The sequence below is a fragment of the Kitasatospora sp. NPDC088346 genome, from assembly GCF_044740765.1.
In the GTDB taxonomy this organism is placed as follows: Bacteria; Actinomycetota; Actinomycetes; order Streptomycetales; family Streptomycetaceae; genus Kitasatospora.
The window spans coordinates 79,864-102,178 of sequence record NZ_JBIURH010000001.1; the positions used below are offsets into that span (position 1 = coordinate 79,864).

The following is a 22,315-nucleotide window of genomic DNA, read 5'->3' on the forward strand; positions in this document are numbered from 1 at the left end:
AGTTCGTCAACTGAATGGTCCCCGTCCGCCCCGCGCGGACGGGACCGGTACCGAAGGGGCAGTTCCAGCACCGTGAGGGACACACGAGAGAGCCGACTACTGCTCATCCTGCTGGTGGCTGTCGCTTTCGCACTGATCACCGTCGACATCAAGGGCGGCGAGAGCTCCCCCCTCAACGGCGCCCGGCGCGCCGCGGCGGGCGCGCTCGGCCCGGTCGAACGCGGAGCGGCCGGTGTCGTCGACCCGGTGGCCGGCTACGTGCGCGCCGTCCGCGACGCGAGCACCCACCAGGAGCGGCTCGACCTGATCACCCGGGAGAACACCGAGCTGCGCCAGCGGCTCGCCTCCTCCGACACCGCGGCCGGCCGGACCAAGCAGCTCGACGAGATGCTCCGCACGGCCGGCTCCGGCGGCTACACCATCAAGGCCGCCCAGGTGATCGCGATCGGCGCCGCCCAGGGCTTCTCCTGGACCATCACCATCGACGCCGGCAGCGACGACGGACTGACCCGCGACATGACGGTGATCAACAGTCAGGGCCTGGTCGGCCGGATCACCACGGTCGCCCCCACCACCGCCACCGTGCTGCTCGCCTCCGACCCCGGCTTCACCGCCGGCACCCGGATCGAGAGCAGCGACGAGATCGGCTTCGCGGCCGGCCAGGGCACCAGCCCGATGAAGGTCCAGCTGCTCAACGGCAAGGCCCAGGTCAAGCCCGGCGACCGGCTGGTCACCTTCGGCTCGCACAGCGGCCGGCCGTTCGTGCCCGGCGTCCCGGTCGGCAAGGTGGTCGAGGTGCAGGCCACCCCCGGCCAGCTCACCAAGACCGTGCTGGTCGAGCCGTTCGTCCAGTTCACCCGTCTCGACCTGGTCGGCGTGGTGGTCGCACCGCCGCGCACCGACCCGCGGGACGCCGTCCTGCCGCCCGCGCCCACCGCCTCCGTCGCCGCCGCGCCCGCCGCGCCGACCCAGGCGGGTGCCGTCGCACCGTCCACCACACCCGGGGGGAACTGACCATGCGTCCGGACCGGATCGTGCTGCCCGCCGTCCTGCTGCTGCTCGCCCTGGTCGTCCAGGTCAGCGTGCTGGGCCGGCTCCAACTCCCCGGGGCCACCCCCGACCTGCTGCTGCTGGTCGTGGTCGGCCTGGCCCTGGTCTACGGCCCGACCGGCGGCTGCCTGGTCGGCTTCACCGGCGGCCTGCTCGCCGACCTCGCCCCGCCCTCCGACCACGCCATCGGCCGCTACGCCCTGGTGCTCTGCCTGATGGGCTACGCCGCAGGCCTGCTGCGCCCCGACGGCGGCCGGCAGCGCTCGGCGCTCAGCGCCCTGCTGGTGGTGGCCGGCGCCGCCGTCGTCTCCACCCTGCTGTACGCGACGGTCGGCGCCCTGGTCGGCGACACCGCCGCCCGGCACGTCGGCCTCACCGGACTGGTCCTCAGCGCGCTGCTGTACGACGTGCTGCTCGCCCCGTTCGTCGTCCCGGCCGTGATGCTGGTCGCCCGCCGCTACGACCACGGGCCCTCCAGCGTCGCCGTCGGGACCGGGGAGGGCTCCGGCCTCGGCTCGCTGGCCCGCTACCGGACCACCCGGGAGGCCTCGCCGATGCCGGTGAACAGCAAGAAGAAGCGTCCGCTGAACCTCGCCAAGCGCCCTTGAGCAGCACGGTGATAGGAGTCACTGCCCCGTGAGCAACATCCCGGAGACCGGCCGCACCCAGCGGGTGACGATCCGCCTGGTGGTGCTGCAGATCCTGGTCCTCTCGCTGCTCGCCACCCTCGGCGGGCGGCTCTGGTACCTGCAGATCCGCACCGGCGACGAGTATGCGGCCAAGGCCCAGGGCAACCACATCCGCGAGGTGGTCGAACCGGCCGTCCGCGGCGAGATCCTGGACGCCGCCGGCCGGGTGCTGGCCGGCAACGAGACCAAGCTGGTCGTCTCGGTCAGCCGCACCTCGCTGCTGCAGCAGAAGGACCACGGCAAGGGCGTCCTGACCCGGCTGGCCGAGGTGCTCGGCCTGCCCGCCAAGGACGTCCAGGACAAGGTCCGGCTCTGCGACGCCAAGACGCCGCAGCCCTGTTGGAACGGGTCGCCCTACCAGCCGATCCCGGTCACCCAGCAGGCCACCACGCAGCAGGCCATGCAGATAATGGAACGCCGCGAGGACTTCCCCGGCGTGACCGCCCAGCCCACCGCCGTGCGCCGGTACACCGGCGCCGAGGGCGCCAGCGCCGCCCAGGTGCTCGGCTACCTCTCGCCGGTCACCGACGAGGAGGTCACCAAGACCGCCGAGAAGTCCGGCCGGGACCGCCGGCTGCCCTCCGACCAGATCGGCCGGGCCGGCCTGGAGTCCGTCTACGACGACGCCCTGCGCGGCACCACCGGCGTCGACAAGCTGGAGGTCGACAACCTCGGCCGGGTGATCGGCAGCGCCGGCCGCACCCCCGCCAAGCCCGGCGACAACCTGGTCACCAGCATCGACGCCCGGGTCCAGAAGGTGGTCGAGGACCAGCTCGCCCAGGCGATGGTCGACGCCCGCAAGGTGTACGACAAGGAGACCAAGAAGAACTACGAGGCCGACTCCGGCGCGGCCCTGGTGATGGACGTCCACACCGGGCGGATCGTCGCGATGGCCAGCGCGCCGACCTTCGACCCCAACCTCTGGGTCGGCGGCATCTCGGCCAAGGACTACGACAGCCTGACCAGCAAGGACTCCAACTACCCGCTGATCAACCGGGCCATACAGGGTCAGTCCGCGCCGGGCTCCACCTTCAAGGTGATCTCCACCACCGCGGCCGTCCAGGCCGGCTACTCGCTCGACGGCCACTACCCGTGCCCGAAGAGCCTGACCATCGGTGGACGCGAGTTCAAGAACTTCGAGAGCGAGAGCTTCGGCGACATCTCGCTGGAGAAGGCCCTGGAGGTCTCCTGCGACACCGTCTTCTACGGCCTGGCCTACGACCAGTGGATGAAGGACGGCGGCATCAAGCCGAAGAACCCGGCCGACTGGTTCTTCAAGACCGCCCACCAGTTCGGCCTCGGCGCCAAGACCGGCATCGACCTGCCGAGCGAGGTGGCCGGCCGGGTGCCGGACCGTCAGTGGAAGCAGTCCTTCTTCGACGCCAACAAGGACGCCTGGTGCGCCCAGGCGGCCAAGGGCGGCCACGAGTACGCCGACGAGATCGCCCGCGAGAACTGCGTCGACGGCAACCAGATGCGCGCCGGTGACAGCGTCAACTTCGCCATCGGCCAGGGCGACACCCTGGTCACCCCCGTGCAGATGGCCCGGATCTACTCGGCCCTCGCCAACGGCGGCACGCTCTACCGGCCGACCATCGGCAAGGCGGTCCTCAGCCCCGACGGCACCCTGGTCCGCGACATCGCCCCGCACGAGGACGGCAAGCTGCCGGCCGACGGCAAGCTGATGAGCTACATCAACCAGGCCACCGCCGGCGTCGTCACCAGCGGCACCGCCGCCTGGAAGTTCACCGGGGCCGGCTGGCCGCAGGGCAAGATCGAGCTGCACGCCAAGACCGGCACCGCCGAGGTCGCCGGCAAGCAGACCACCTCGTGGCTGACCACCTACAGCGGCGACTACGCGGTCGTGATGACGATAAGCCAGGGCGGCACCGGCTCCGGCGGTTCCGGTGACTCGGTGCGACGGATCTACCAGGCGCTCTACGGCGTGGACGACAAGGGCAACGTGGACAACGCGAAGGCCATACTGCCCAAGCCGCAGGCCGAGCTGCCCAAGTTCAACCCGGACGGCACCGCCATCATCAAGCCCGCCGCGTTCACGGCCGGCACCGGCTTCCCCGCCGGCTCCGCCTTCCTCGACCCGGCCCCGCCCGCCGGCGGCGCCGCCGCCCCGTACCCGATGGCGCTCGCCGCCCTCGAACCCACCCGCACCGGGGGAAGGAGCCGGGCATGACCTCCTACGGCTCGTACCGGCAGGTCCGGCTCAGCCCCCAGCGCGGCTCGATCTCCCGGGCGCTCGCCAAGGACGCCCCGCTGCGGCGGGTCGACTGGATCATGATCCTGGCCGCGCTCGCCCTCTCCCTGGGCAGCTCGCTGCTGGTCTGGTCGGCCACCCGGGGGCGCGACTCGCTGACCCACGGCGACCCGCAGTACTTCCTCTACCGGCACCTCACCAACCTGGTGATCGGGCTGGTGCTGTGCGGCGTGGTCGTGGTGATAGGGACGAGGCGGCTGCGCACCGCCGTCCCGTTCGTCTACATCGCCGTGCTGCTGATGCTGCTGGCGGTGCTCAGCCCGCTCGGCTCCACCATCAACGGCGCGCACTCCTGGATCCAGTTCGGCGGCGGCTTCTCCATCCAGCCGGCCGAGTTCGCCAAGCTCGCCATCGTGCTCGGCATGGCCGTCGTGCTGTCCGCCCGGGTGGACGCGGGGGAGCGGGAGTTCCCGCCCAGCCGCAGCGTCGTCCACGCCCTGGTGGTGGCCGCCATCCCGATGGGCGTCGTCATGCTGATGCCCGACCTCGGCTCGGTGATGGTCATGGCCGTCACCGTGATGGGCATCCTGCTCGCCTCCGGCGCCGCCAACCGCTGGGTGCTCGGCCTGATCTCGGTGGGCGCCGGCGGCGCCGTCGCGATCTGGAAGCTCGGCGTGCTGAGCAAGTACCAGATCGACCGCTTCGCCGCCTTCGCCGACCCCACGCTCGACCCGGGCGGCGTCGGCTACAACACCGCCCAGGCCCGGATCGCGATCGGCTCCGGCGGGCTCAGCGGCATGGGACTGTTCCACGGCACCCAGACCACCGGCCAGTTCGTCCCCGAGCAGCAGACCGACTTCGTGTTCAGCGTGGCCGGCGAGGAGCTCGGCTTCATCGGCGGCACCGTCCTGATCGGCCTGCTCGGCGTGATCCTCTGGCGGGCCTGCCGGATCGCCCGCCAGGCCACCGACCTGTACGGCACCGTCGTCGCGGCCGGCGTGGTCATCTGGTTCGCCTTCCAGGCCTTCGAGAACATCGGCATGAACCTCGGGATCATGCCGGTGGCCGGCATCCCGCTGCCCTTCGTCTCCTACGGCGGGTCCTCGATGTTCGCGGTCTGGATCGCCGTCGGACTGCTGCAGTCCGTCCGCTCGCAACGGCCGATAGGGATCTGAACCCCCGGCGGCCCGGCGCCCGCGACCCCCGAGGGGGCCGCGGGCGCCCGACGTTGGAAGGTCGCGATTCGGCTACCCTTGAGAGTCGTCCTGTTCCCGCTGCCAAAGGCTCACCGCATGCCAGTCGAATCGGTCTTCCCACGCCTGGAGGCCCTCCTCCCGCACGTCCAGAAGCCGATCCAGTACGTCGGCGGCGAGCTCAACTCGACCGTGAAGGACTGGGACGCCTGCGACGTCCGCTGGGCCCTGATGTACCCCGACGCCTACGAGGTCGGCCTGCCCAACCAGGGCGTCATGATCCTCTACGAGGTGCTGAACGAGCGCGAGGGCGTGCTCGCGGAGCGCACCTACAGCGTCTGGCCGGACCTGGAGGCCCTGATGCGCGAGCACCGGGTGCCGCAGTTCACGGTCGACGCGCACCGCCCGGTGAAGGCCTTCGACGTCTTCGGGCTGTCGTTCTCCACCGAGCTCGGCTACACCAACATGCTCACCGCGCTGGACCTCGCGGGCATCCCGATGGAGTCCAAGGACCGCACCGTCGACGACCCGATCGTGCTCGCCGGCGGCCACGCCGCGTTCAACCCCGAGCCGATCGCGGACTTCATCGACTGCGCGGTGATCGGCGACGGCGAGCAGGCCGTGCTCGACATGACCGAGATCATCCGCGGCTGGAAGGCCGAGGGGCGCCCCGGCGGGCGCGACGAGGTGCTGCTGCGCCTGGCCCGCACCGGCGCCGTCTACGTGCCGCGGTTCTACGACGTCGAGTACCTGCCGGACGGCCGGATCGGCCGCGTGGTGCCCAACCGGGCCGGCGTGCCGTGGCGGGTCTCCAAGCACACCGTGATGGACCTCGACGAGTGGCCCTACCCCAAGCAGCCGCTGGTCCCGCTCGCCGAGACGGTGCACGAGCGGATGTCCGTCGAGATCTTCCGCGGCTGCACGCGCGGCTGCCGTTTCTGCCAGGCCGGCATGATCACGCGCCCCGTGCGGGAGCGAAGCATCACCGGCATCGGCGAGATGGTCGAGCGCGGCCTCAAGGCCACCGGCTTCGAGGAGGTCGGCCTGCTGTCGCTGTCCTCCGCGGACCACACCGAGATCGGCGACATCGCCAAGGGCCTGGCGGACCGGTACACCGAGGACAAGATCGGCCTCTCGCTGCCGTCCACCCGCGTCGACGCCTTCAACATCGACCTGGCCAACGAGCTGTCCCGCAACGGCCGCCGCTCCGGTCTCACCTTCGCCCCCGAGGGCGGCAGTGAGCGGATCCGCAAGGTGATCAACAAGATGGTGTCCGAGGAGGACCTCATCAACACCGTCGCGACCGCCTACGGCAACGGCTGGCGCCAGGTGAAGCTGTACTTCATGTGCGGCCTGCCCACCGAGACCGACGACGACGTGCTGCAGATCGGCACCATGGCGAAGAACGTCATCGCCAAGGGCCGCGAGGTCACCGGCCAGAACGACATCCGCTGCACCGTCTCCATCGGCGGCTTCGTCCCCAAGCCGCACACCCCCTTCCAGTGGGCCCCGCAGCTGAGCGCCGAGGACACCGACGCGCGGCTCGGCAAGCTGCGCGACTCCATCCGCAGCGACCGCAAGTACGGCAAGAACATCGGCTTCCGCTACCACGACGGCAAGCCCGGCATCATCGAGGGCCTGCTCTCCCGCGGCGACCGCCGGATCGGCGCCGTCATCCGCGCCGTCTACGACGACGGCGGCCGCTTCGACGGCTGGCGCGAGCACTTCTCCTACGACCGCTGGATCGCCTCCGCCGACAAGGGCCTGGCCGGCACCGGCGTGGACGTCGACTGGTACACCACCCGCGAGCGCACCTACGAGGAGGTGCTGCCCTGGGACCACCTGGACAGCGGCCTCGACAAGGACTGGCTCTGGGAGGACTGGCAGGACGCCCTGGAGGAGGTCGAGGTCGAGGACTGCCGCTGGACCCCGTGCTTCGACTGCGGCGTGTGCCCCCAGATGGATACGGCCATCCAAATCGGCCCCACGGGCAAGAAGCTGCTGCCGCTGACGGTCGTCAAGTAGCCCCGCGCCCACCGGACCCGCCCGGGACGCCCTGCGTCCCGGGCGGGTCCGCGCGTCCTGTGGCGCACCGCGGCCGGGGACGGGCGACCGGGGGTGCACTACGATCTCGGCTTCGAGGCGATCACCGGGCGCGGCGCCGTGCGGCGCCGGCGGGCCCTCGGTGACCGCCGGTGGCTGTCGGTGGGGGAGCGGATGGACGAGCGGCAGCGGTCGAAGGAACGGCCCCCCGGGGGGCTGCTGACCTGGGTGGCGCGGCTGGTGGCGCTGGTGGTGGTGCTCCCGCTGCGGTTCGCCTGGGAGGGTCTCACCGCCGCCGGACGGGCCGTCCGGCACGCCCTCAAGTGGGCGGCGGACCGGCTCCTCGTCCGGCCGGCCCGGTTCCTGTACCGATCCCTGCTGGCTCCGCTCGGCCGGGCCCTGCGCCACGCCTGGATCCTGCTGGTGGTGCGGCCGCTCCGGTGGACCCTCCGCCGCGTCCTGGCGCCCGCCGCCCGGTGGCTGTGGTCCGCGACCGTGGCGGCCGTGCTCCGGTCGGCCGGCGCGCTGGCGGCGCTGCTGCGCTTCGCGGCCCGCCGGATCCTGGCGCCCTGCGGCCGTCTGCTGCTCGCGCTCGCGGCGGCCGTCGGACGGTTCGGCGGTCTGCTCGGAGGCCTGCTGCGGGCCCTCGGCCGACGCCTGGCCCGGGCCGCCGACCTGCTGCTGGCGGCGCCGCTGACGCTGATCGGCCGCCACCTGCTGGTGCCGCTCGGACGGGGGCTGCTGGCCACCCTGCTCGCGGTGGGGACGGCCTGCACCCGGCTGGTCCGGTACGGGGTCGTGCGGCCGGCCGGGGCCCTGTTGCGGTACGTCCTGGTCCCGCTCGCGAAGGCGCTGGCCCGGGGTGTGGGGGCCGCGGCCGCCGCCGCGGGACGGCTGGTCCGGGGACTGGTCCGGGGGCTGGCCGCCGCCTGCCGGTGGAGCGTGCGGTACCTGCTGGTGGCCCCGCTGGGGGCGCTGCACCGGTACGTGCTGCTGCCGCTCGCCCGGGCCGTCGAGTGGTCGGCCGGCGCCCTCGGGTGGCTGGTCGGGACCGTCCTCGGGTACCTGGTCGTCCTCCCGCTGGCGTGGCTGTGGCGGACGGCGCTCGGACCGCTGCTGCGCGCGCTCGGACGGGCCGTGGCCTGGGCCTGGCGGCTGGCCGGACGGGCCTGGCGCTTCCTGGTGGTCCGGCCCTGCCGCTGGCTGCGGCGCGAGGTCTGGTGGCCGGCCAGGGCCGAACTGCGCCGGGCGGGTCAGGAGGTCCGCCGGGCCGCCCGCGAGTTCCGCCGGGTGCTGCTCGGGTGAGCGGGGCACGAAGGGCGCTCGCGGGCCGCGTACCCTGGTCCTGACAGAAGTCCGGCCGAGCCCCGAGGGGGCGGCGGGCCGGACTGGCTTACTGACTAAGGACTGAGCGACCCTGGCACGCCGCACGCCCGACGGTCCGCCGCCCGCTCCGACGGTGCAGCGCATCCGTCTCCGCTACACCAAGCGAGGCCGTCTGCGCTTCACCAGCCACCGGGACTTCCAACGGGCCTTCGAGCGTGCGCTGCGCCGCTCGGCCGTCCCGATGGCCTACTCCGCGGGCTTCACGCCGCACCCGAAGGTCTCCTACGCCAACGCCGCCCCGACCGGGGTGGCCAGCGAGGCCGAGTACCTGGAGATCGGCCTGGCCGAGGCCCGCGACCCGGAACAGCTGCGTGCGCAGCTCGACGAGTCGCTGCCGCCCGGCCTGGACGTGATCGACGCGGTCGAGGTGCGCACGCCGAACTTCGTGGAGCGCCTGGAGGCCTCCGAGTGGCGGCTGAAACTGGACGGAGTGCCGCAGCCGGAGGCCGACCGCGCGGTCGCCGCGTTCCTGGCCGCGGAGGCCGTCGAGGTGCAGCGCCAGACCAAGAACGGCATGCGGGTCTTCGACGCGCGAGCCGCGGTCGCCACGCTGGAGGTTGTAGCGGCGCAGGTCGGGAATGGTAACGACACCGGTACGGACGGTACCGGTGATGTTCGGACCGGCGGTCCCTGTGCGATACTGCGGCTGGTAGTACGACACGCCACACCCGCCGTACGACCCGACGACGTTTTGTCCGGTCTCCGTGTGACGGCCGACCTGGCGCCGCCGGTCCCCGCTGAGGTGACCAGGCTGGCGCAGGGGCCGCTCGACGAGGAGTCCGGCACGGTGACCGACCCGCTGGCGCTCGACCGCGCAGCGGCCACGGCCGGCCAGTAGAGGCCGCCTGGCTGCGCGCATCCGCGTCCGCCGAGTGGGCGGGAGCCCCGGTCCGGACTCGATCCGGAGCCGCGGCTCCACGGGCCCCGCGGCTCCCCAGGGGAGCGAGCGCCGTCGACACGAAGGCCAGCCCTTGCGGCCGGCCGACCCGGATGGTCGGCCGGCCCGAGGAACCTTCCTCCGGCCCGCAACCGGCCCGGAGGAACCCGCCTGGCAGCCAACCAGGCCGGGTCCGGAAGTGGCCCGGACAACTGAGAACACTGGCCCAGACCAGAAGACTTTCGACACCCCGCACCGTGCGGGGCGCCGAGCGAGACTACGAGCCCCTGTGCGGCCTCGCGTCCGCACGGCGGCGCCGTGGGAGTCGGTCCGCGATCATCGCGACCGACCGGAACCCCGGTGGCCCGCCGTGCTCGGATACGGAGCCCGGGGGCCTGACGGGAGATCCACCCGCATGCTCGAGAACACCGAACCGCAGTCGTCTGCGGCACCGGCCGACCGTGATGCCGACGGCGTTTCCGCCGCTCCGCCGCGCCGTCGCCGCCGGGCGGTCTCCCGCCCGGCCGGTGCGCCGCAGGGCGCGGCCGCCGAGACCGCCGAGACCGTGATGCCAGCCGAGACGCCCGCTGCCGAGGCCCCCGCCGCCGCTGAGCCGGCCGCCGTGGAGCCGCCGGCCGAGAAGCCCGTCCGGGCCCGCCGCACCCGCAAGCGCGTCGAGTCGCCGGCCGGTGCGCCGGAGGCCGCCGTGGAGGCGCCCGCTGCCGAGGCCCCCGCCGCCGCTGAGCCGGCCGCCGTGGAGCCGCCGGCCGAGAAGCCCGTCCGGGCCCGCCGCACCCGCAAGCGTGCCGAGGCGCCCGCCGGCGCCCCCGCCGCCGAGACCGTCGCCGAGCCGGTCACCGAGGCCGCGCCCGCCGAGGCCGCGCCCGCGCCGATCGCCGAGACCGCCGCCGAACCCGCCGCCGAGGAGGCTCCGGCCCGTCGGCCGCGCCGCCGCCGGGTGGTCGAGGCCGCGCCGGTCGTCGTCGAGACCCCGGTTGCCGAGCCCGTCGTCGAGCCCGCCGCCGAGGAGGCCGAGGAGGCCGAGCCGGAGACCGCGGCCGCCGCCGAGGCCCCTGCCCCGGCCGTGGCGGCCCCCACCGAGGCCGAGCCGCCGCAGCGGGTGCGCCGCCGCGCGGTGCGCCCCTCCACCGCGATCTTCCAGGCCCCGGTCTTCCAGGAGCCGACCCACTTCGTGGCCGCCGCGGCGCCCGCCGCCGAGCCGGCAGCCGCCCCCGTACAGCCGGCCAAGGCCGCCAAGGCGCCGGTGGCGAAGGCCGCCGCGCCCGCCGCCGAGCCCAGCAGCGAGGACGAGTTCGAGTACAGCGGGGTCGGCCGTCGCCGCCGGGTCCGCACCTCCGTGCGGGTCCGCCCCGAGGGCCGGCCGCAGCAGGAGGCTCGGGCCCAGGAGGCCCGCGTCCAGGAGGCCCGGGCCCAGGAGGCGCGTGCCCAGGAGGCCCGCGTGCAGGCCGAGGCCCGTACCCAGCAGCCCGAGCCGGCCGCCGTCGAGGCGCCCGCCGAGGCGCCCGTGTCCGGCCCGGAGACCGAGGCGGAGTGGGACGAGGACGGCCGTCCGTCCCGTCGCCGCCGCCGCGGTGGCCGTCGCCGCCGCCGTGGTGAGAACGACGAGAACGAGACCGACACCGAGACGGTGACCGCCGAGCAGGCCGAGGAGCCGTCGGCCGCCGCCGACGAGGAGGACGAGGACGAGGACGACCTGGCCTCCGGCCTGTCCTCCTCGCGCCGCCGTCGCCGTCGCCGTCGCCGCAGCGGCGAGGGCGGCGTCGAGGTGGCCGCCGAGACCACCGAGGACGGCGTCCGCACGGTGGTGAAGGTCCGCGAGCCGCGCCGCCGCTCCACCGAGCCGGCCTTCGACCCGGACGAGGTGCAGTCCATCAAGGGCTCGACCCGTCTGGAGGCGAAGAAGCAGCGCCGCCGCGAGGGCCGTGAGCTGGGCCGCCGCCGGGTGCCGATCATCACCGAGGCCGAGTTCCTGGCCCGCCGTGAGTCGGTCGAGCGCGTGATGGTGGTGCGCCAGAACGGCCTCCGCACCCAGATCGGCGTCCTGGAGGACGGCGTGCTCGTCGAGCACTACGTCAACAAGGAGCAGGCCACCTCGTACGTCGGCAACGTCTACCTGGGCAAGGTCCAGAACGTGCTGCCGTCGATGGAGGCCGCCTTCGTCGACATCGGCAAGGGCCGCAACGCGGTGCTGTACGCCGGTGAGGTGAACTTCGGGGCGATGGGCCACGGCGGCCCGCGCCGGATCGAGTCGGTGCTGAAGTCCGGCCAGTCGGTGCTGGTCCAGGTCTCCAAGGACCCGATCGGCCACAAGGGCGCCCGGCTGACCAGCCAGATCTCGCTGCCCGGCCGCTACCTGGTCTACGTGCCCGAGGGCTCGATGACCGGCATCAGCCGCAAGCTCCCCGAGAACGAGCGCGCCCGCCTGAAGCAGATCCTCAAGAAGATCGTCCCGGACGACGCGGGCGTCATCGTGCGCACCGCCGCCGAGGGCGCCAGCGAGGACGAGCTGACGCGCGACGTGCAGCGCCTGCAGGCGCAGTGGGAGGAGATCCAGAAGAAGGCCGCCACCGGCAACGCCCCTGCGCTGCTCTACGGCGAGCCGGACATGACCGTCCGGGTCGTCCGCGACATCTTCAACGAGGACTTCACCAAGGTCATCGTCAGCGGCAACGAGGCGTGGAACACCATCCACGAGTACGTCGGCGGCGTGGCCCCCGACCTCGCGGACCGGCTCCAGCGCTGGACCTCCGACGTGGACGTGTTCGCCACCTACCGGATCGACGAGCAGCTGATGAAGGCGCTGGACCGCAAGGTCTGGCTGCCCAGCGGCGGTTCGCTGGTGATCGACCGGACCGAGGCGATGGTCGTGGTCGACGTCAACACCGGCAAGTTCGTCGGCCAGGGTGGCAACCTCGAGGAGACCGTCACCCGCAACAACATCGAGGCGGCCGAGGAGATCGTCCGCCAGCTGCGGCTGCGCGACCTCGGCGGCATCATCGTGATCGACTTCATCGACATGGTGCTGGAGTCCAACCGGGACCTGGTGCTGCGCCGCCTGCTGGAGTGCCTGGGCCGGGACCGGACCAAGCACCAGGTGGCCGAGGTCACCTCGCTCGGCCTGGTGCAGATGACCCGCAAGCGGGTCGGCCAGGGCCTGCTGGAGTCCTTCTCCGAGTCCTGCGTGCACTGCAACGGCCGCGGCGTCATCGTCCACATGGACCAGCCGCACAGCCACGGCGGTGGCGGCAAGGCCGAGACGGCCGGCGAGGCCGCGGCCGCGGGCAGCGGCAAGCGCCGTCGCCGGGGCAAGGGCGGTGCCGCGCAGAACGAGCCGGAGGCGCTGGAGAGCGCCGAGGGCGAGTTCGACGCCGAGGCCGAGGCCGAGGAGACCTTCGAGGTCGTCGAGCGCGAGGCCGGCGAGCAGTTGGAGATCGCGGTCGAGGAGCCGGTCGCCCCGGTCGAGGCCGTGGAGCCCGCTGCGCAGCCGAGCCTGGTCGAGATCCCGGCCGAGGCGCCCGCCCCGGCCGCCGGCCGCACCCGCCGCCGCGCGGTCCGCAAGGCGACGGCTCCGGCCGGTGCGCCGGGCGAGGCCGAGATCGTGGTGCTCCAGGCCCGCGCCGACGCCGTGGTCGAGGCCGCGCTGTCGGCCGCGGCCGAGCAGCAGCCCGCCGCCGAGGCGGTGGCCGAGCCGGTGACCGAGACCGAGCCGGTCGAGGAGCCCGCCGCCGAGCAGGCCCCGGCCGTCGAGGCCGAGGCGCCGGTCGAGCAGGCCGTCGCCACGGACGAGACCGTCGCCACGGACGAGGCCGTCGAGGAGGCCCCGGCTCCGAAGAAGCGGGCCCCGCGCAAGGCCGCCGCCAAGAAGGCGACCACCACGGCCACGGCGGCCAAGAAGACCGCCGCGGCGAAGAAGACCACCGCCCGCAAGACCGCCACCAAGCGGACCAGCGCGGCGGCCAAGAAGGCCGCGGCCGCCGAAGGTGATACGGCGTCCGAGTAAGCCCCGGGCGTCGGCCGGGCCCTGCTCGCAGGGCCCGGCCGACGCCGGGTAGGGCCCGGTTTGCCCGTAGGGCGGCTGGTCCGTATTCTTGACCCTTGGCGTGTTTGACGCCGCGCTCCCGAGCAGATCACCTCCCGGGTTCAGCCCTGCTGACCTGGGGGAGGCCCCTGTGTCCGTACCCAGGTGGCTGGCATCGGCGAGTTCCGACCGAGTACAGAAAGTGGGTACCGCATGTACGCGATCGTTCGCGCAGGCGGCCGCCAGCACAAGGTCGCCGTCGGCGACGTGCTGGAGATTGACCGTATTGAGGCCAAGGCGGGTGACTCGGTCGAGCTCTCGACCATCCTCATCGTCGACGGTGACGCTGTCACCTCCGACCCGTGGGTGCTGGCCGGTGTGAAGGCTCACGCCGAGGTCGTCGACCAGACCAAGGGTGAGAAGATCGTCATCCTGCGCTACAAGAACAAGACCGGTTACCGTCGCCGCCAGGGTCACCGTCAGCAGCACACCGCTGTGCGGATCACCAGCATCGACTCCGTCAGCAAGTAAGGGGATAGCGAGATGGCACACAAGAAGGGCGCAAGCTCTACCCGTAACGGCCGTGACTCGAACGCCCAGCGCCTCGGCGTCAAGCGCTTCGGCGGCCAGGTCGTCAGCGCCGGCGAGATCATCGTCCGCCAGCGCGGCACCCACTTCCACCCGGGTGCCGGTGTCGGCCGTGGTGGCGACGACACCCTGTTCGCGCTGACCGCCGGTGCGGTGCAGTTCGGCAACCGTCGCGGCCGCAAGGTCGTCAACATCGTGGCCGTCGAGGCCTGAGTCTGCTGACCTTGCGTCAAGACTCACAGTGAGGGTGGGCCGGGATGACCCGGTCCACCCTCCGTGTTTTACCGCAGGAACATCATTTCTTCGCACTGGAGGCACATCCCATGACCACCTTCGTGGACCGCGTCGAGCTGTACGTCGCCGCGGGTAACGGGGGCCACGGCTGCGCCTCCGTGCACCGGGAGAAGTTCAAGCCGCTCGGCGGGCCCGACGGCGGCAACGGCGGTGAGGGCGGCAGCGTCATCCTGACGGTCGACGCCAACGTCACCACCCTGCTGGAGTACCACCACTCTCCCAAGCGCAAGGCCACCAACGGCAAGCCCGGCGCCGGCGGCCACCGCACCGGCGCCAACGGCGAGGACCTCGTCCTGCCCGTGCCGGACGGCACCGTCGTCCTGGACAAGAAGGGCAACGTGCTCGCCGACCTGGTCGGCCACGGCACCAGCTTCGTCGCCGCCGCGGGCGGCCGCGGCGGTCTCGGCAACTCCTCGCTGGCCTCCGCCCGTCGCAAGGCCCCCGGCTTCGCCCTGCTCGGCGAGCCCGGCGAGGCCGGCGACATCGTGATGGAGCTCAAGTCCGTCGCGGACGTGGCCCTGGTCGGCTACCCGAGCGCCGGCAAGTCCTCGCTGATCTCGGTGCTCTCCGCCGCCAAGCCGAAGATCGCGGACTACCCCTTCACCACCCTGATCCCCAACCTCGGCGTGGTCACCGCCGGCGAGACCGTCTACACCATCGCCGACGTCCCCGGCCTGATCCCCGGCGCCAGCCAGGGCCGCGGGCTGGGCCTGGAGTTCCTGCGGCACGTCGAGCGCTGCGAGGTGCTGGTGCACGTCCTGGACTGCGCCACCCTGGAGCCCGGCCGTGACCCGCTGACCGACCTGGAGACCATCGAGTCCGAGCTGTCGGCCTACGGCGGCCTGGAGAACCGGCCGCGGCTGGTCGCGCTCAACAAGGTCGACGTCCCGGACGGCCAGGACATCGCCGACCTCACCCGGGCCTCCCTGGAGGAGCGCGGCTACCGCGTCTTCGAGGTCTCCGCGCTCGCCCACAAGGGCCTGCGCGAGCTGAACTACGCGCTGGCGCAGATCGTCTCCGAGGCGCGGGCCGCCAAGCCGGTGCAGGAGTCCACCCGGATCGTGCTGCGGCCGACCGCCGTCGACGACGCGGGCTTCACCATCAGCGAGGAGGACGGCGCCTACCGCATCCGCGGCGTCAAGCCGGAGCGCTGGGTCCGCCAGACCGACTTCTCCAACGACGAGGCCGTCGGCTACCTCGCCGACCGGCTGGCCCGGCTCGGCGTCGAGGAGCAGCTGTGGAAGGTGGGCGCCCAGGAGGGTGACACCGTCATCATCGGTCCCGAGGACAACGCCGTGGTCTTCGACTGGGAGCCGACCATGGCCGCCGGTGCGGAGATGCTCGGCCGCCGTGGCGAGGACCACCGGATGGAGACCCAGCGTCCGGCCGTCGACCGGCGCCGCGAGAAGCAGAAGGGCCGCGACGCCGCCGAGAGCGAGTACCTGGCCTTCGAGGCGCTGTCCTCCGGCCGTCAGGCGCTCGACGGCGACGACGAGGACCACTGACCCGCCCGCCTGCGGGACGCCCCCGGACGTGCGGGAGACCGCGCACCCGGGGGTGACCCGTACCCCGGGCCGTACGTCCACGGGGTGAAACGGCGTACGGGCGCCGTGGCGGCATCCCGTAGATTGCGATCGGGCCGGTGGGCCCGATCCCGTACGACCGGAGGGCACTGATGACGGATCAGACACTGCGGCAGGAAGTCCTGGCCGCGCGGCGGATCGTCGTCAAGGTCGGTTCGTCCTCGCTCACCACCGCGGCCGGCGGGCTGGACGCCGACCGGGTGGACGCCCTCGTCGACGCCCTGGCCAAGGTCCGCAACCGGGCGGACGCCCCGGACGTGGTGCTGGTCTCCTCCGGCGCCATCGCGGCCGGCCTGGCGCCGCTCGGCCTGGACCGGCGCCCCAGCGACCTGGCCCGCCAGCAGGCGGCCGCCAGCGTCGGCCAGGGGCTCCTGGTGGCCCGGTACACCGCGTCCTTCGCCCGGTACGGGGTGCGGGTCGGCCAGGTGCTGCTGACCGCCGAGGACGCCAGCCGCCGGGCGCACTACCGCAACGCCTACCGCACCCTGGACCAGCTGCTGGCGATGGGCGCGATGCCGGTCGTCAACGAGAACGACACCGTCGCCACCGCCGAAATCAAGTTCGGGGACAACGACCGGCTGGCCGCGCTGGTCGCCCACCTGGTGCGCGCGGACCTGCTGGTGCTGCTCTCGGACGTGGACGGCCTGTACGACGGTGACCCGAGCAGGCCCGGCACCAGCCGGATCGAGCTGGTGAACGGCCCGCACGACCTGGACGGGATCGAGATCGGCAGCGCCGGCAAGGCCGGGGTCGGCACCGGCGGCATGGTGACCAAGATCGAGGCCGCCCGGATCGCCACCGGCGCGGGCATCCCGGTCGTGCTCACGGCCGCCAGCCACGCCGCCGACGCGCTGGCCGGCCGGCCCACCGGCACCCTCTTCCGGCGCACCGGCAACCGCTCCGCCGACCGCCTGCTCTGGCTGGAGCACGCCTCCACCCCGCGCGGCGCGCTGCACCTGGACGCCGGCGCGGTGGACGCCGTGGTGCACGGCGGGAAGTCGCTGCTGCCCGCCGGGGTGACCCGGGTGGACGGGGACTTCACCGCGGGTGATCCGGTCGACCTTCTTGGTGAAAACGGCCACATCGTCGGCCGCGGACTGGTCAACTTTGATGCGAGGGAGTTGCCCCGTCTGCTCGGCCGGTCCACCCGGGAACTGGCCCAGGAGCTCGGTGCCGAGTACGAGCGCGAGGTCGTCCACCGCGACGACCTGGTCGTCCTGCGCGGCTGACGGCAGGCCCTGCGGGGGAGAGGGTCAGGCGGGCCCGGCCGGGTCCGGACAGTGTCGTCGCCGAACAGGAGGCCGCCGGTGGGACGCAGGCTCCAGGGAGCACTGCCCGGAGAGACGGCGGAGCGGAGGCTGACCAGCATCGCGGGCGGTCGCCGGGCCGAGCCGTCGCAGCGCCAACCGCGCGAGACCGTCCGGGAGTTGCACCCGCAGGTCGAGGACGACCAACCGCAGCCCGAGCAGGGCAGGTTGTGGCACGTGGTGCTCAGCGTGGCGGGCCGCGCCACCCCGCTCGGCGAGCTGCGGACGGCGCTGGAGCGCCTCGCGTACGACCACTCCTTCTTCCTGACGGCCCGCTACGCCACCGACCACGCGGAGATCCGCTACTGGGAGGAGGCCCGCGACCTGCACGACGCGGCGGCCATCGCGCTGCGGCTGTGGGGCGAGCACAAGGGCTCGGCGAACCTCCCGCCGTGGGAGATCGTCGGCCTGGAGGTCGTCGACCGCCCGACGTACCACAAACGGGTGGCCGAGGGCTTCGGGGACCCGCCCCCGCACCTCGGTGGCGTGCACCCCTACTAGCCCGGCGCGGCGGGCGTGCGCGGGGATCGCGGGCCGGCGGACGTCTCACGGGACAGGACGCGGGCCGGACAAGCGCGCGGGACTCGCTACCCTTTGCGGCATGAGCGACCACGCCACCACCGACAGCCCCGTCCTCGCCGCCGCGCGCCGTGCCCGGGAGGCGGCCGCCGAGCTCGCCCCGCTGCAGCGCAGCGTCAAGGACGCCGCGCTGCTGGCGATCGCCGACGCGCTGGTGGCCCGGACCGCGGAGATCACCGCGGCCAACGCCGAGGACGTCGCGCGGGCCCGGGAGGCCGGCACCGCCGAGTCGGTGGTGGACCGGCTGACCCTGGACGCGGAGCGGATCGCCGCGATCGCCGCCGACGTGCGGGACGTGGCCGGTCTGCCGGACCCGGTCGGCGAGGTGGTCCGCGGCTACACCCTGCCCAACGGCCTGGACGTGCGCCAGGTGCGGGTGCCGCTCGGCGTGGTCGGCATCATCTACGAGGCCCGGCCGAACGTGACCGTCGACGCCGCCGCCCTCTGCCTGAAGTCCGGCAACGCGGTGCTGCTGCGCGGCTCGGCCTCCGCGTACCGCTCCAACACCGCGCTGGTCGCCGTCCTGCGGGACGCCGTGGCCGGGGCCGGTCTGCCGGCCGACTCCGTCCAGCTGGTGCCGGGCGAGAGCCGGGACTCGGTGCAGGAGCTGATGCGCGCCCGCGGCCTGGTGGACGTGCTGATCCCGCGCGGCGGCGCCTCGCTGATCCGGACCGTGGTCGAGGGCTCGACCGTCCCGGTGATCGAGACCGGTACCGGCAACTGCCACGTCTACGTGGACGCCCGGACCGACCTGGCGATGGCCGTCGGCATCCTGCTCAACTCCAAGGCGCAGCGGGTCAGCGTCTGCAACTCGGCCGAGACGCTGCTGGTGCACCAGGACGTCGCGGCGGAGTTCCTGCCGCTGGCCCTGGCGGCGCTGGCCGAGGCCGGGGTGACGGTGCACGGCGACGAGGCGGTGCTGAAGGCCGCGGAGGGTTCCGCGGCGACGGTGGTGCCGGCCACCGAGGAGGACTGGGAGGCCGAGTACCTGTCGCTGGACCTGGCGGCCGCCGTGGTGCCGTCGCTGGACGCCGCGGTCGCGCACATCCGCCGCTGGTCCTCCGGCCACACCGAGGCGATCGTGACCACCTCGCAGGCGGCGGCCCGCCGGTTCACCCAGCTGGTGGACGCCACCACGGTGGCCGTCAACGCCTCGACGCGGTTCACCGACGGGGGCGAGTTCGGCTTCGGCGCGGAGATCGGCATCTCCACCCAGAAGCTGCACGCCCGCGGCCCGATGGGACTGCCCGAGCTGACCTCCACCAAGTACATCGTCACCGGTGACGGGCACGTGCGGGGCGAGGCGACCCAGACCGTCGGGTCCTGAGCCGGGGCCGGCGGAGCGGCGGACCGCACCACCCGGGTGCCGGACCAACTGCCGGGAGCCCCAGACAAAAGGGCCGCCCGGTAATACGCTGAATCCGTGGCTGACGATGTGGGGGGTTCGCCGTACCCCGACGGCGCCGATCACGGTGGTGCGGACGACGAGTTCGCCACCGTGGTCTTCGACGAGGCGTTCGTCCGGTCCGCCGCGGTCCGTGAGCCGAGCGCGCTGGAGCGGCAGCTGGCTGCCGCCGAGGCGAGGTTCGAGCCGGACGCGGCCGGCGCCGGTCGGGGCTATGACCTGACGACCTCGGGGGAGGGGCTGCCGCTGGAGCTGCGGCCGCACCCGCGAGGTCTCGACGACGACCGGCGGTATCCCGATCCGTGGTCCGCGCTGGACCGCTCCCGGCGGCGCTCCCGCTGGGGCCGTCCGGGCCGGTCGCAGCGGATCGGCCAGGGCCGGGACGTCGCGCAGCAGCGCTGGCACCGGCCGGTGGCCTGGGTGCTGGCCGTGGTGATGGGCATCAGCGTGGTGGCCGTCGCGGTGGCCGCGATCTACCGGGGCACCGGCGGCGGCGCGGACGAGCGCCCGCGCCGGCCGGAGAGCGGCAGCAGCACGGGCGCCCCGGTCGGTCCGGCCCCGGCGGTGGCGGGCCTGCCCTCGGGCTGAGCCGGTCGCCGGCAGAAGTTGCGCACGGCCCCTCGTACGGGGCCGGGCCCGCGTCTACCCTGGTGGTATGGGTGACCCGCGCGAGCCTCCCGAGGGTACCCCCGAGGGCGGCTCCGGCAACGAGGACGAGTTCCGGTCCGTGGTCTTCGACGAATCGTTCGTCCGCGCTGCCCGCATCCAGGAACTCTCCGCGCAGGAGCGCCTGGGCGGTGGCCACCCGCGTGCCACCCGGGCCCGGATCGGCTTCGGGGCGCTGGGCTCGCTGCCCCGGCAGGCCGTCGCGCTGCTGCTGCTGGTGGTGCTCGCGTTCGCCGCGGCGGTGTACTTCGGGGTGAGCTCCCCGCACCGGGCGGGCGGCGCGGCGAGCGGCAACCAGCTGACCTCGACGATGGTGGCGCTGAGCCCCGCGGCGGCGGTCGCGCCGGTCGCGGACCCGGGCGATCCGTTCGCCGGGCTGCCCGCGGACTTCGCGGACGGCGCCGGGGGCCTGGGCCTGCCGGCCGCGGCGGGCACCGTGCACTTCACCCGGCCCGAGACCGCCCGGGCCCTGGACAGCGTGAAGCAGTACCTGGTGGCGTCCTCGCTGGCGCCGAGCACCCTGGTGGAGGGCGAGACCGGCCGGGCGCGGGCCCTGGTGACGCCGGGGGAGCAGGCGCAGTACGACGACAGCCTGAACGCCCCGCGGGACGACCAGCGGCACGCCGCCACCGGCTGGCTCGTCCGCTTCGACCCGGGGAAGGTCGCGCTGGCGACCGAGCGGGTCAAGGTGACCGGGCAGGCCCGGGTGGTGGAGGCGGACAGCGGGACGCTGGAGATCACCGCGGACCACACCTTCGTCTACGCGGTGCGGCCGGCCGGGACGGCCCAGGCGCCCGCCACGCTGTTCTCGGTCCGCCGGGAGCTGCGCTTCGAGTTCGAGCACGGCGACATCGGCGCCGGGCGGGTGCGGCTGGTCGACGCCGTGGTGCACGCCGGCCCCACCGCCTGCGGTGCGGACGCGGCGGGGTACCTCCAGCCGCTGCCGGCGGGCTCGGAGGGCACGGCGCCGGCCGCGGTCAGCCCCGCGGACCACGCCCGTCCGGCCTGGCAGCTGTGCGGGGTGCTGGGCGCGCCGACCGGCTGACGGCGGCGGTGCGGGGCGGGGGCGCCGGGCCGGCGCCCCGCCCCGCCGAGGGTCAGACAGAGCCGTTGGAGCCGTTCGCCTCCGGGCCGCCGGCGTCCGGGCCCGAGCCGTTGCGGGCACCCGCGAAGGTGTCCCGGAGCCTTCCGCCGACCGTGCCGACGCCGCCGGCCACGTCCCGCAGCAGGCCCATCAGCGGGTCCTTGCTCTCCTTGACCGACTGCGAGTACGAGTCCGCGGCGGCCTTCCACTGGGCGCCGACCGAGGCGTCCGGGTCGTCGCCGCGGCGCGGGTAGGCGCCGGCCAGGATCGAGCGGTACTCCTCGCTCTCCGCCCACTTCTTGAGCTTGGCCACCCGCACCACCGCGAACGGGTGGGTCTGCGGCAGCACCTGGAGCAGCTTGAGCACGCCGTCGCGCAGGTCGCCCGCCCTGTCGTACTCCTCGGCCTGCTCCAGGAAGGCGTCGACGTTCATCTCGGCCAGGTTGTGGCCGCCGGCCAGCTTCATCAGGCCGCGCATCGAGGCCTGGAGGTCCTGACCGGCCAGCAGGCCGGCCCGGTCGCAGGAGAGCTCGGCCTTGCGGAACCACTCCTTGAGCGCGGTGATGACCGCGGTGATGGCGAGGGTGCCGAGCGGCAGCCAGGCGATCCGGGCGGCGATGTTGGTGAGGATCAGCAGCATCGTCCGGTAGACGGCGTGTCCGGACATCGCGTGCCCGACCTCGTGGCCGACCACGGCCCGCAGCTCCTCCTCGTCGAGCAGGTCGACCAGGCCGCTGGTCAGTACGATGATCGGGGTGTCCATGCCGATGCACATGGCGTTGACCGACGGGTCCTGCGTCACGTACAGGTCCGGGACCTTCTCCAGGTCCAGCGCGTAGGCGGCGTCCCTGACCATGCTGTGCAGCTCCGGGAACTGCCGCTCGGAGGTCCGCACCGCGGTGGCCAGGAACATCAGCCGGACGCTGCGCTCGGAGACCAGGCCCGCGAGCTTCTTGAGGACCTCGTCGAACCCACTGAGCTTGCGCAGGGCCACCAGCGCCGAGCGGTCCGCCGGGTGCTCCCAGGCCCGGGTCGAGATGCCCGGGAAGCGCTGCCGGCGCCGGCTCGGCGCGGTCTCCTTGGTCAGATCGGACATGCTGAGTACCTCCCTGGTCGATGCCGGCACCGGCTCCCCGGCCGGCCCCCGCTGCTGATCGCTCCAACGTCCGTACGTCCGTACTCGTCCCCGGCGCGGCCCCCGGGCCCCGCCGGCGGTGCGCCCGGGGGCGCCTCCGATGGTCCGGCGTAAGCCGGTCTACCCTGGCAGGGCCGGGCCCCGTGACGGGGCCGGGCCGCCGAGCAGCACCCCGCAGCACCCGA

The 22,315-nt window shown here is 73.6% G+C and carries 17 protein-coding genes; 16 read left to right on the forward strand and 1 reads right to left on the reverse strand.

All coding sequences use genetic code 11. The annotated features are described in order from the left end of the window. Window positions 1–72: 72 nt before the first annotated feature. The 16 genes from mreC (at window position 73) to ACIOFR_RS00410 (ending at window position 20,956) form a co-directional block, all read left to right on the forward strand. A complete protein-coding gene (gene mreC / locus ACIOFR_RS00335; protein WP_400991379.1) occupies window positions 73–1,014 on the forward strand; it encodes a rod shape-determining protein MreC in 942 nt (313 codons plus the stop codon). Window positions 1,015–1,016: 2 nt separating this feature from the next. Then, on the forward strand, window positions 1,017–1,658 hold the full coding sequence (gene mreD / locus ACIOFR_RS00340; protein WP_400991381.1) for a rod shape-determining protein MreD: 642 nt from the start codon (window positions 1,017–1,019) through the stop codon (window positions 1,656–1,658). 28 nt (window positions 1,659–1,686) lie between these two features. Further along, on the forward strand, window positions 1,687–3,930 hold the full coding sequence (mrdA, locus tag ACIOFR_RS00345) for a penicillin-binding protein 2 (protein ID WP_400991383.1): 2,244 nt from the start codon (window positions 1,687–1,689) through the stop codon (window positions 3,928–3,930). Beyond that, window positions 3,927–5,126, forward strand: a complete 1,200-nt coding sequence (gene rodA / locus ACIOFR_RS00350; protein WP_400991385.1) for a rod shape-determining protein RodA — start codon at window positions 3,927–3,929, stop codon at window positions 5,124–5,126. Before mrdA ends, rodA begins: the two co-directional genes overlap by 4 nt. Window positions 5,127–5,243: 117 nt before the next feature. After that, window positions 5,244–7,169, forward strand: a complete 1,926-nt coding sequence (locus ACIOFR_RS00355; protein ID WP_400991386.1) for a TIGR03960 family B12-binding radical SAM protein — start codon at window positions 5,244–5,246, stop codon at window positions 7,167–7,169. A gap of 93 nt (window positions 7,170–7,262) precedes the next feature. Then, window positions 7,263–8,492: a hypothetical protein gene (locus ACIOFR_RS00360; protein WP_400991388.1), complete on the forward strand. Its 1,230-nt coding sequence runs from the start codon at window positions 7,263–7,265 to the stop codon at window positions 8,490–8,492. 154 nt (window positions 8,493–8,646) lie between these two features. Beyond that, window positions 8,647–9,411 (forward strand): TIGR03936 family radical SAM-associated protein, encoded by a 765-nt coding sequence (locus ACIOFR_RS00365; protein ID WP_400991390.1) that lies wholly within the window; start codon window positions 8,647–8,649, stop codon window positions 9,409–9,411. A 454-nt stretch (window positions 9,412–9,865) separates the two neighbouring features. After that, window positions 9,866–13,471, forward strand: coding sequence for an Rne/Rng family ribonuclease (locus tag ACIOFR_RS00370; protein ID WP_400991392.1), 3,606 nt, complete (start codon window positions 9,866–9,868; stop codon window positions 13,469–13,471). Between the two features lie 231 nt (window positions 13,472–13,702). Next, entirely contained in the window at window positions 13,703–14,020 is a 318-nt protein-coding gene (gene rplU / locus ACIOFR_RS00375; RefSeq protein WP_033818965.1) for a 50S ribosomal protein L21, read from the forward strand. A gap of 12 nt (window positions 14,021–14,032) precedes the next feature. Next, a complete protein-coding gene (gene rpmA / locus ACIOFR_RS00380) occupies window positions 14,033–14,290 on the forward strand; it encodes a 50S ribosomal protein L27 (RefSeq protein WP_030233756.1) in 258 nt (85 codons plus the stop codon). 110 nt (window positions 14,291–14,400) lie between these two features. Next, entirely contained in the window at window positions 14,401–15,876 is a 1,476-nt protein-coding gene (obgE, locus tag ACIOFR_RS00385) for a GTPase ObgE (RefSeq protein WP_400991393.1), read from the forward strand. A gap of 170 nt (window positions 15,877–16,046) precedes the next feature. Beyond that, window positions 16,047–17,183, forward strand: coding sequence for a glutamate 5-kinase (gene proB, locus ACIOFR_RS00390; protein WP_400991394.1), 1,137 nt, complete (start codon window positions 16,047–16,049; stop codon window positions 17,181–17,183). Between the two features lie 78 nt (window positions 17,184–17,261). Next, window positions 17,262–17,762 carry a hypothetical protein gene (locus ACIOFR_RS00395; RefSeq protein ID WP_400991395.1) on the forward strand — a complete coding sequence of 167 codons (501 nt, stop codon included), beginning with the start codon at window positions 17,262–17,264 and terminating at the stop codon, window positions 17,760–17,762. A gap of 100 nt (window positions 17,763–17,862) precedes the next feature. Beyond that, window positions 17,863–19,167, forward strand: coding sequence for a glutamate-5-semialdehyde dehydrogenase (locus tag ACIOFR_RS00400; RefSeq protein ID WP_400991396.1), 1,305 nt, complete (start codon window positions 17,863–17,865; stop codon window positions 19,165–19,167). A 96-nt stretch (window positions 19,168–19,263) separates the two neighbouring features. Continuing rightward, a complete protein-coding gene (locus ACIOFR_RS00405; protein WP_400991397.1) occupies window positions 19,264–19,833 on the forward strand; it encodes a hypothetical protein in 570 nt (189 codons plus the stop codon). 67 nt (window positions 19,834–19,900) lie between these two features. Continuing rightward, window positions 19,901–20,956 (forward strand): hypothetical protein, encoded by a 1,056-nt coding sequence (locus ACIOFR_RS00410; protein ID WP_400991398.1) that lies wholly within the window; start codon window positions 19,901–19,903, stop codon window positions 20,954–20,956. A gap of 52 nt (window positions 20,957–21,008) precedes the next feature. Here the strand turns inward: ACIOFR_RS00410 and ACIOFR_RS00415 are convergent, their stop codons facing one another. Then, window positions 21,009–22,091 (reverse strand): M48 family metallopeptidase, encoded by a 1,083-nt coding sequence (locus tag ACIOFR_RS00415; protein ID WP_400991399.1) that lies wholly within the window; start codon window positions 22,089–22,091, stop codon window positions 21,009–21,011. Window positions 22,092–22,315 lie beyond the last annotated feature (224 nt).

Bases quoted from the DNA above. Each gene is read 5' to 3' on its own strand.
- rpmA (WP_030233756.1), top strand. From the start codon at position 14,033: ATGGCACACAAGAAGGGCGCAAGCTCTACCCGTAACGGCCGTGACTCG.
- ACIOFR_RS00355 (WP_400991386.1), top strand. From the start codon at position 5,244: ATGCCAGTCGAATCGGTCTTCCCACGCCTGGAGGCCCTCCTCCCGCAC.
- obgE (WP_400991393.1), top strand. From the start codon at position 14,401: ATGACCACCTTCGTGGACCGCGTCGAGCTGTACGTCGCCGCGGGTAAC.
- ACIOFR_RS00400 (WP_400991396.1), top strand. From the start codon at position 17,863: ATGAGCGACCACGCCACCACCGACAGCCCCGTCCTCGCCGCCGCGCGC.
- ACIOFR_RS00370 (WP_400991392.1), top strand. From the start codon at position 9,866: ATGCTCGAGAACACCGAACCGCAGTCGTCTGCGGCACCGGCCGACCGT.
- ACIOFR_RS00410 (WP_400991398.1), top strand. From the start codon at position 19,901: ATGGGTGACCCGCGCGAGCCTCCCGAGGGTACCCCCGAGGGCGGCTCC.
- mreD (WP_400991381.1), top strand. From the start codon at position 1,017: ATGCGTCCGGACCGGATCGTGCTGCCCGCCGTCCTGCTGCTGCTCGCC.
- proB (WP_400991394.1), top strand. From the start codon at position 16,047: ATGACGGATCAGACACTGCGGCAGGAAGTCCTGGCCGCGCGGCGGATC.
- ACIOFR_RS00415 (WP_400991399.1), bottom strand. From the start codon at position 22,091: ATGTCCGATCTGACCAAGGAGACCGCGCCGAGCCGGCGCCGGCAGCGC.
- rplU (WP_033818965.1), top strand. From the start codon at position 13,703: ATGTACGCGATCGTTCGCGCAGGCGGCCGCCAGCACAAGGTCGCCGTC.
- rodA (WP_400991385.1), top strand. From the start codon at position 3,927: ATGACCTCCTACGGCTCGTACCGGCAGGTCCGGCTCAGCCCCCAGCGC.